Annotated in this window: 10 protein-coding genes and 1 pseudogene; 4 read left to right on the top strand and 7 right to left on the bottom strand. The window is 68.3% G+C overall.

The window, feature by feature from the left end; all coding sequences use genetic code 11:
* Positions 1-193: 193 nt before the first annotated feature.
* Positions 194-727: an NUDIX domain-containing protein gene (locus ACFU6K_RS21215; RefSeq protein ID WP_380665212.1), complete on the top strand. Its 534-nt coding sequence runs from the start codon at positions 194-196 to the stop codon at positions 725-727.
* A gap of 342 nt (positions 728-1,069) precedes the next feature.
* On the opposite strand, the gene ACFU6K_RS21210 is transcribed toward ACFU6K_RS21215, so the two are convergent.
* The 5 genes from ACFU6K_RS21210 to ACFU6K_RS21190 form a co-directional block, all read right to left on the bottom strand.
* Positions 1,070-2,191 (bottom strand): hypothetical protein, encoded by a 1,122-nt coding sequence (locus ACFU6K_RS21210; RefSeq protein WP_380665210.1) that lies wholly within the window; start codon positions 2,189-2,191, stop codon positions 1,070-1,072.
* 9 nt (positions 2,192-2,200) lie between these two features.
* Positions 2,201-2,875: a histidine phosphatase family protein gene (locus tag ACFU6K_RS21205; RefSeq protein ID WP_380665208.1), complete on the bottom strand. Its 675-nt coding sequence runs from the start codon at positions 2,873-2,875 to the stop codon at positions 2,201-2,203.
* Positions 2,876-2,885: 10 nt separating this feature from the next.
* Positions 2,886-3,911: a hypothetical protein gene (locus ACFU6K_RS21200; protein ID WP_380665206.1), complete on the bottom strand. Its 1,026-nt coding sequence runs from the start codon at positions 3,909-3,911 to the stop codon at positions 2,886-2,888.
* A 4-nt stretch (positions 3,912-3,915) separates the two neighbouring features.
* A complete protein-coding gene (locus ACFU6K_RS21195) occupies positions 3,916-4,818 on the bottom strand; it encodes a phosphotransferase (protein ID WP_380665204.1) in 903 nt (300 codons plus the stop codon).
* A gap of 81 nt (positions 4,819-4,899) precedes the next feature.
* Positions 4,900-5,595, bottom strand: coding sequence for an HAD family hydrolase (locus ACFU6K_RS21190; protein ID WP_380665202.1), 696 nt, complete (start codon positions 5,593-5,595; stop codon positions 4,900-4,902).
* A gap of 96 nt (positions 5,596-5,691) precedes the next feature.
* On the opposite strand from ACFU6K_RS21190, the gene ACFU6K_RS21185 reads away from it, so the two are divergent.
* Positions 5,692-6,465 (top strand): XRE family transcriptional regulator, encoded by a 774-nt coding sequence (locus tag ACFU6K_RS21185; protein WP_380665200.1) that lies wholly within the window; start codon positions 5,692-5,694, stop codon positions 6,463-6,465.
* Complete coding sequence (locus tag ACFU6K_RS21180; RefSeq protein ID WP_380665198.1) at positions 6,452-6,919, top strand: NUDIX hydrolase; 468 nt, start codon at positions 6,452-6,454, stop codon at positions 6,917-6,919. The genes ACFU6K_RS21185 and ACFU6K_RS21180 overlap by 14 nt, the downstream gene beginning before the upstream one ends.
* Here ACFU6K_RS21180 and ACFU6K_RS21175 read toward each other — a convergent pair.
* Positions 6,907-7,472: pseudogene (locus ACFU6K_RS21175) on the bottom strand (HD domain-containing protein). The gene ACFU6K_RS21180 and the pseudogene ACFU6K_RS21175 sit on opposite strands and share 13 nt — an antisense overlap.
* Positions 7,473-7,598: 126 nt before the next feature.
* Positions 7,599-7,799, bottom strand: coding sequence for a DUF397 domain-containing protein (locus tag ACFU6K_RS21170; protein ID WP_380665195.1), 201 nt, complete (start codon positions 7,797-7,799; stop codon positions 7,599-7,601).
* Positions 7,800-8,515: 716 nt separating this feature from the next.
* Here ACFU6K_RS21170 and ACFU6K_RS21165 point away from each other — a divergent pair.
* The gene (locus ACFU6K_RS21165) at positions 8,516-9,019 is read left to right on the top strand and encodes a GNAT family N-acetyltransferase (RefSeq protein WP_049649944.1); all 504 of its coding nucleotides are present in this window, start codon (positions 8,516-8,518) and stop codon (positions 9,017-9,019) included.
* Positions 9,020-9,043: the final 24 nt, after the last annotated feature.

Raw genomic sequence — 9,043 nt, 5'->3', positions numbered from 1 at the left:
GGACGCGGCCGAAACCCGATTGCGTGCGTAGGAAGTCGGCCCGGCCGACTTCTCACGCACGCAATGTCCTCCCGTTTGGTCCGGCTGCGAGCGACGTGCCCCTAATCGTCAGTGTGACGCAAACGTGTTGGAAGCTGCCTGCCCAGCCTGCGGCGTCTGACATGCTGATGGTCCGTCGAGAGGGGTCGCAGCGATGCAGTGGAAGATCCACGGGGAACGTCCGATCTACGAGAACCCTTGGGTGAACCTGTGGTTGGCCGACGTCGAGCAGCCTGACGGGCGCCGCTGGGAGTACCACGTGGTCAAGCTCCGACACCTGGCCGTGGCCGCCATCGTGAACAGCGAGAAGCAGGTCCTCATGATGTGGCGGCACCGCTTCATCACCGACACCTGGGCCTGGGAACTCCCGATGGGCCTGGTCGAGCCGGACGAGACCCCGGCGGAGGCTGCGGCCCGTGAGGCACTGGAGGAGACCGGCTGGAAGGTCTCGGACGTGAAGCCGCTGATCTACGCCCAGCCAGCGAACGGGATCACCGACTCCGAACACTTCGTCTTCCGGGCCGATGCCGTCGAGTACGTGGGACCGCCGACCGAGCGCAACGAGTCCGACCGGATCGAGTGGATTCCCCTGTCCGAGCTGCGAGGAATGATCGATCGTCGCGAGATCGTCAGTAGTGGCACGCTCGTGGGCGTGCTCCACCTGATGCTGGACGAGTCTGGCCTTTGATCAGCTGGCCGCACTGGTGATCCGGTCGGCCAACGTCGCCACCGAGGCATTGGCCCGGTAGGGCGTGAGCAGGTGGCGGAACTCCTGGAGATGGGCGACTACTCGGGGGGACTCGATCACTGCCGCGAGAGCGAGGGCTTCCGTGGCGGGCGCGCACGCCAACTCGACCTGCCGCCCCTGAACCCCGCTCGTTGTTCCGACTCCCGACAAGTGATCCCGCCGTTTCCCACCCCCCCCACCCACCCCTCCGCCCCGCGCGACGTCACTCCAAGTCCGTGTGCGTGAGAAGTCGGCCCGGCCGACTTCTCACGCAGACGATGAAGGGCTGCGGACGCCCGCGCTCTACTTGTCGGGCCCTGCGCCGGTGGCCATCGCGCTGGCCAGCGCGGGCCTGCGAGTGATCCATTCCGTGTCACCGGTCTCCACCGAGCGCCGTACGGCCTTGATGATCGCCTCGTCGACGTCCACGGGTTGGGCCAGGTACGCGCGCATGTAGTGCTTGAAGAGCGCTGGGAGCTGGTCCGGCCGGGTCACGGTCCTGGCCCGGAGGGAGAAGAGCGGCAGGAACCACGATTCGAAGCCCTCCCTGAGCGCTCGCGTGGTTCGGTACGCCTCGTACAGCGGTTGGAGACTCGCCATGTGGTCGTACGGGAGGTGGCCGTGGAGGGCGTACTGGAGGCGGGTGCCGTCGTGTTGGCGGAAGTGCCGGCCGTGGGCGGCAATGTGATTGGCGGCGTTCTGGGTGATGGTCATGACGGCCACCTCCGCCCGGTGCCTTCGGGCTGCGGCGAGGACGGTGGTGTGGACGCCGACCCGTGGGTCGAGGACCAGGCCGTCGAGGCCGAGGGGCGAGAGGTCGATGCCGTGGTCGCGGGTTCGGGAGAGGATCAGCCGCTCGGGGAGGCTGGCGGCGGTGTGCAGGAGGTGCCTGGGCTGCTGGCGGTGGTTGGCGTGGATGTCTGAGCGGTCAAGGACAGGGCGGTCCTTGGTGGGTTCGGCGACGAGATGGTGACCGGTGCGGTTCAGGGTGTCGGTGCCGCCGCAGGCCTTGCAGGGGTGGCTGCCGCTGCCGGTCATGTGTCCGCAGGTGCGACAGACGGGGACGGTCTCGGGGCTGATAGTCAGGGTGCCTTCGCGGAGGTTCGTCTCGATCATCTCCAGTGCGAGGGCGGCGACTTCGGCGTCGGCATCGGTCGTGATCCCGCTGGCCGGGGATCGACCGTGGCTGTACTTGGCTTCGATCAGGTCGGCATCGAACCGCTGCCGGGGGATCCTCGGTCCGGCGGCTTCGCGGTGGCGGAGGTCTCCGGCGAGGGTGACGGTGTTCCACAGGTGGGGCGCGGGCGGCGAGCCGAGGATGGCGTTGAGGGCGGCGGCCAGGTGGATGCCCACGGCCTTGCCGGGGCGGGTGTCGAAGGTGAAGGGGCCGTTCTGGACGGGCCCGTTGAGGAACAGGTGCCGCACGGGTGCCTCCTAGATCGGCGGGGTGGTGGTGCCCGTCCGGGTGAACCGGCCGCCCCTTAGCGCGTAGTGGAGGATCGCGGCGTTGGGCAGCTTGCCCTTCCGCTCCTCGACGAGGATCTCGGGCAGCGTGCGGGCTTCGAGCAGGGAACGGAGCGCCACCACGGTGGTCTGGTGGGTGAAGGCGACGACGGTGCCTGGTTCCTGGAGCTCGGCCTGGGCGAGGGCGGCGAACTCGGCGGCGCGGTCGAGTACACCTGTGGCGAGCGACTCCCCTCCGCCCGGCGCGGTCCAGATGTGTTTGCGTAGGCGGCGGTCCTCGGCGAGTTCGGGGTAGCTGTCGTAGAGCTCGCGCTTGGTCATGTAGGTGGCGTCGCCGTAGTGCTGTTCGTCCAGGAGCGCGGTCTGTCGAGGCCACCCGTCGGGGAGGCCGGGCAGGGCGATCACGGCGGTGTCGACCGCCCTGCGGTAGGTCGAGGTGTAGACGTGCGGTTCCGGGCCGGTGATCTGCGGCAGGACGCCGGCCAGCCACTGGGCCTGGCGGAAGCCGAGCGGGGTCAGGCCGACGACGGTGCGGGAGATGGTGTGTGCGGTGGCTCCGTTGTACGGGCGGGGGTCCTGGTAGAAGCCGCGGTACTTGTCGGCGTTCTCGACGGACTCGGCGTGCCGGATGACGAGCAGGGTCACGGTGCGGGGCCTATCCGGTGAGGTTGGCGACGTAGGAGCCGCTGACGGTCCAGGGAGTGAGTTCGATGCCGAAGCCGCTGTGCTCGCCGTCCTGGGTGTGGACGAGCTTGCCGGACAGGTGCACGGTGTCGCCGGACCGGAAGGCGCCGGTGTAGGCGCCGAGGTACGAGCGCATGTGGGTGATCCGGCGGGCGAAGGAGTCGGGCTCGTCGATGGTCGAGCTGAGGATGGTCCTGACCTTGATCCCGTAGACGGCCGGGGTGGTGAGGCCCTCGGTGTGGTCGGTGATCTCTGCGAGGAGGGAGATCTCGCCGATCTCCTTGGAGGACACGCGGGCGAAGGTGCGGTCGTGGTCGGAGCGGAGGGGCTCGCAGTTGACGTGCGCGCCGGTTCCGGCAGTGAGCCCCTGGAGCTTGCGGCGTTCCTGCTTGATGAGCGTGTCGAAGGAGCTGCCCTCCAGGTACTTGGCCCGGCGGAGGTACAGCCTGGTCAGGTCCTCTCCGTCGTACGGCCGGATCAGGTCGGTCCGCTGGAACAGTTCCTGGGCGGCCTGGTAGCCCTCCGGTCCGTAGCAGACGAGGTCGATGTCCGAGCGTTCGTTGAAGCAGCCGACGAGGAAGGAACCAGTGACACCGAGCAGGCCCCGGGCGCCGGTCGAGGTGATCCACTCGGCGATCGCCAGGAGGTCCTTGCCCGCCGGATTGTCCGCGACCGTACCGGGCGCCTCGTGGATGGCGGTGAGGGCTTGGCGGCAGGGGTAGTGGACGGCCACGTCCTCGCGGGGGATGCCGGTGATGACGCAGCCGAGGGTGTCGGAGTAGACGTAGCACTCGGGCCGGCCGGCCAGGATGCCGAAGGACTTCGACACCACGCTGTTCTGCCGGTAGGTCCGGCCGAGGAGCCGGCGGTCACCCTTCTCGTCGGGGTGGTACTTGACGTAACCGAGGTAGTGGCTGCCCGGGTGGCTGTCGCCGATCACCTTGAAGACGACCCCGTGGTGGTCCATCAGGTAGTCGCGGTCACGGACGGAGGGCAACGGACTACCGGTGTTCGGCGGTGAACCGTTCGAGGGTGGGGAAGGCGCCGGTGTCGATCGTGCCGGACGACTCATACTGATCGAGTCCCATCGTGAACAGGGCACGGCGGTACTGCCACTTGGTGTGCTTGTCGTGCCGTGCGGGGTCGGTGGGCCGCATGAGGGCGAGAAAGAAGAAGCACTTGACGAGCAGGAAGTCGCCCAGGTGCTCGCTCACTCGCCGGCCGATCAGGGACGTGGTGGTCCCGTCGAGTGCGGAGGTGTAGGCGGCGCGCTGCTCCGCGGTGATCGAGTAGCCCTTGCCGCCGCCCTTGAAGGCCACGATGTCGAGCGCGGGGTAGACGTCGTAGCCGAGCGGGACCGGGCCGTGATGCTGCCAGTCGATGACCCCGGCCGGGAGGATGTTGGGCAGACCGTAGTCCAAGTGCCCGTGTACCACGGGGAGTCGAGCCAGCCGGTCGAGGGCGCGGTCGACCACGTCGTGGACTCGCGGGGTGTCGAAGTCCGGGTTCTCCATGAGGACTTCGGTCGCGAAGGCCGCCTTCTCGAACCATGGCGTCGCGGGCAGGGGATGGCGCGCCTGGGCCTGGAGCAGCTTCGAGGCGACGGCAGCCGCCGTGCTGATGACCTGGTCGCCGACGTGCCCGTCGTGGTTGGCGTGTGCCAGCGCCTCCTCGTGCAGCGAGGCTTTGCCGATGGCCCGTTCGACGACGAAGTGGCCTCCGTCGTCGGACCCGCTGTCGACGATCTCCGGTACGGGGTAGCCAAGTCCCGCGATCAGCTGCTGGAACTCGGTCTCCGCCCGCAGTTCCTCGCCACCGGTGCGCTTGTAGAGCTGGCCATCGGCCGACCTCCACACCGCGCCCTGGGCAGCCGTTCTGTCCTTCACGAATTCCCAGTCGCTCATCCGTCCACCCTTACGGAGCTCCGGTCGGATATTGATGGTCGCGCAGAGTGCGAGGACCGCGTTACCGCGTACGCGGACGGTTCAGGGACGTCCTGGGACGTTTTCCAACAGATTGAGAAGACCGGCAGTACCGGATAGATCTGGTAGGGCTATCGGAGCGCCCGCCGCTTCGAGCTCGGCTTGGCTGTGGATGCCGGAAGCCACGGCGATGATCCCGGAGCCGGTGGCGAGAGCTGCTTCGACGTCCCGTGGTGTGTCGCCGACCAGGACGACCGGGGTGTCGTCGGGCAGCCCGCGGTAGCGCCGTACACGCTCCCGGGCGACGGCGACCAGATCGGGCCGCTGCTCGGCGTCATCGCCGTACGCCCCGACGTTGAGGTCCAACAGGTGGTCGAGTGCGAAGGCAGACAGCTTCATACGGGCGTTCGCGGCGATGTTGCCGGTCAGAACCGATGACATCCAATCGGTCTGATCCGAGGCCGCTTTGAGGATGTCCGGCACGCCCGGGAGTGCCATTCCTCGGCGGCTCAGGTCGCGGAAGTGCTCCTCGCCGGCCCTGGCGAGCGCGGCCTCGACAGTCGGCCAGTCAGGCTCCGGAAGGTTCTGTCGGTGGAACATGGCGCGCATGATCAGGCGATCGGTGCGGCCTTCCGTCGATGCAGGGCCTGTCGGTGGGGCGCCGGTCAGTGTGGCGAACGCGGAGGCGTAGATCTCCTTGCTCACTCCGGCGTTCTCGATGAGCGTGTGGTCGATGTCCCACAGAACGATGAGCCGCATATCTTCAGCGTAAGCACCTTGACGCTTCGTCAGCTTGGAGCAGGCGCCCCACAACGTCCTTGCAGGGCGACGCCCGACTCGGCTTGTATGGCCTCCGTGAACGCGCGACTTCACTCCGTGCTCGCTCAGCGAGGCGTACGGCCCGGGGCGCTCGCCGAGGCCTGCGAGGTAGACCCCAAGACCGTTGGCCGCTGGCTCGGCGGGCGCTTACCCCACCCGCGGCACCGCTTTCGTGCGGCTCGGTTCCTGGGCGTCGAGGAGGCGTTTCTCTGGCCCGATCCGCAGCCCGGTGCCGGTCGGCGGACCGGCGGTCTGGGCGCCGAACTCGTCGGCACCTACCAGAACCGGGCCAGTGTGCCCCGCGAGACCTGGCTGACCTTGCTTGAGGAGGCCCGGCGGCAGATCGACGTGCTCGTCTTCTCGGGGACGTTCTTCGCCCAGTCCAACCCACACGTCGCCAAGATGCTTGCCGAGCGGGCGGCTGGCGGTGTCCAGGTGCGGCTGTGCTTCGGCGACCCGTGCGGGCACGCCGCGGCGGTCAGGGGCCGCGAGGAAGGGATCGGTGACACCCTCGCAGCCAAGATCCGGGCCTCCCTAACCTACTATCGCTCCCTACCCCCGGCGAAGGGCTGCGAGGTGAGGCTTCACGACGTCACGCTGTACAGCTCACTCTTCCGCTACGACGACGACCTGTTGGTCAACCCGCACATCTTCGGCCAACCGGCCAGCGCCAACCCCGTGCTGTACCTCAAGCGGGTGGACAGGACAGGCTGGTTCGACAACTACGTTCAGAGCTTCGAAACCGTCTGGGCCGGCGCGAGGCCCTGGACACCCGACCTGGAGGGGACCGCCGTACATGGGCAGGACTGAGTACTACAACGACCCCAACGCCCCCAAGGCCAACACCCTCATCCCCGCCAGCAACCTGCTCGTCGTCGCCGACTCCGGTGCCATCCTGCTCCAGCGTCGCCGGGACACCGGCCAGTGGGCGCTGCCCGGCGGCGCCCAGGACATCGGCGAGACCGCCGCCGAGTGCGCGGTGCGCGAGTGCCTGGAGGAGACCGGGATCCAAGCCGAGATCACCGGGTTCCTGGGCGTCTACACCAATCCGAACCACATCGTCGCCTACACCGACGGCGAGATCCGGCAGCAGTACGAGAACACCTACATCGGCCGTCCCATCGGCGGCGAGCCCACGATCAACGACGAGGCCGACGGCGTCCGCTTCGTCCAGTCCGCCGACCTCGACCGGTACGACATCCACCCCAGCATGCGCCAGCAGATCGGCGACTACCTCGCAGGTACCTACCCCTACTTGGGATGAGACGCCAGTACGGCTTCCACGCGCGCGACGGCCGCGAAGATCTCCGGAGACGCCCGCCGGATGAACCGCCCCACCACGCTCGCCCCCCCCCGTAGCGGCTGAGGATCTCCGCCACGCGGCCCTCGGCTGAGGTCGGCTCACCGTCGGGCGTCGTCGTCATGTCGCACCACACCAAGGCGTCGACCAGAGGCTGGTCATCGAGAAGTGGGAACTCGGCCTCCAGCGCCTCCCGGAGGCCGCGCTCCTCGGCTTCGAGCAGCGCGAACGAGTGATTCGCCACCAGCCGCGTGAGATCGTCGTCGACCCCTTGGACATCACGGAGGAAACGCGCACCATCGAGCGGATGGAACCTTGTTGCCGCCAACCTCGGGGCGTAGCCGACATCGTGCAGAAGGGCTGCAAAGACGAGAAGCCTGGCTTTCTGGCCGAGAACTCTTTCGAGCTGGCAGGCTCGGTTTGCCACGCCTTGAGTGTGCGACCAGCGGCGGGGCAGCGGCCCGGCAAGCTCGATCTCCGCCACCGACCTGGCCCAGAGAGTCGGGTGTTCGTTCATAGGTCGATCGTTTCTCCCGTTGACTCTCGATACGCACAGAGGGAGTAGGCCCGAGATCGCTGGATCGGGTGGTCTTTCTTCGGCGGCCTCTTGCGGGGAGCAAGAGGCCGCCGTGCAGGATCCGCTTCAGGAGTTGATGGTGATGTGATCGAACTCGCCGGCCTTGGTGCTGTGGAGCCAGGCGGCGAGCTTCGTGGGGGTGGTGGTGACGACGGTGGTGGGGTCGTCGAACTCGCGGAGGTAGATCAGCTCACTGTCGGAGGCGATCTCAAGGCAGTTGGTGGTGGTGCCGCTGAAGCTCGACTTCTGCCAGTGGAGCTGTTTCATGGCCACCTTCCCGGCGCTGTGTGACGGATGGCTGGAGCAAGTTCGGTACAGCCTCTGCCGTGCGTGCGCTGCTGCTGCCGCGACGGCCCGTGTTCCAGGATGCCTGGCGTAAGGGCCGAGAGGTTGCTCTCTGCGCGGGAAGTCGGCCCAGGCGACTTCCCGCGCGAGACTTTAGGCGGTTGTTGTCTTGGGGGTGGGTGGGGAGATGGCCGGCGTCTTGGAGGTGATGGGGCTTCTGCGGTCCACGTTGGCGGCGTACCAGGGGGAGTTGGGGCTCCTGGGCTGTGAGGTGCCGCAGGGTGGGGACGGCGGCTCGGTTCCGGCGGGAACCACTCGTGCCGGCTCTACCGGGCCGACGAGTTAGCCGACCGGCAGTGGGTGGAGGGGCTGGAGGGAGCGGGGTGCTGGAGGACGCGTCGCGGTTCTTCTACTTCGGGGAAGCCGCGTCGAACCCGCTGCTGGTGGATCGCGACGGCAGCGTGTGGCGGGTGCCGGACGAGGGCTACGTCTGGTTCACCGGGAGCAGGGTCGAGCCTGTGGCGGGCAGCGTTGAGGAGTTCTTCTTCGAGTGGATCGCGAGGGAGCGGTTCCGGGACCTGGCCGGGATCGATGCGGAAGGCGTGGAGACGAGCCTTGTGCCGGGGCGGCGGGATCGTCCGGTTGGTGGGGAGAAAACCAGGGGGACGGGCGCCGGCCCGGTGCTACGGTCGGGCGCCATGAGCTGGCTTCCCGATGACTTCGTCCACCCCGTCCACGTGCCGCTGCCCGGCGGGCGCCACCACCTGCGGCCGGTCCGGGAGGCGGACGCGCCGCTCGACTATCCGGCCGTGATGGGTTCGCGCGAGCGGCTGTGGACCGTCTTCGGTCCGGCCTGGGGCTGGCCCGCGGCCACCATGACCTTCGAGGCCAACCAGGCCGACCTGTTGCGGCACGAGAAGGAGATCGCTGCACACCAGTCGTTCAACTACGCGCTGCTCGACGAGGCGGAGACGGCCCTGCTCGGCTGTGTCTACATCGACCCGCCCGCGAAGGCCGGCGCCGACGGCGAGATCGCCTGGTGGGTGGTGGACGACCTGGTGGGCAGCGAGGTAGAGCGGGCCCTGGACGCGCTGGTGCCGCAGTGGATCGCCGCCGACTGGCCGTTCGAGCAGCCGCGCTTCCTCGGCCGGGGGATCTCGTGGACTGACTGGCTCGCCCTGTCCGCACACCCCGACGCGTGAGCTGACCCGGAGGCCCCGTGCCCC

This window comes from Kitasatospora sp. NPDC057512, from assembly GCF_042802135.1.
GTDB lineage: Bacteria > Actinomycetota > Actinomycetes > Streptomycetales > Streptomycetaceae > Kitasatospora.
This window is presented reverse-complemented; position numbering and strand designations above follow the sequence as displayed.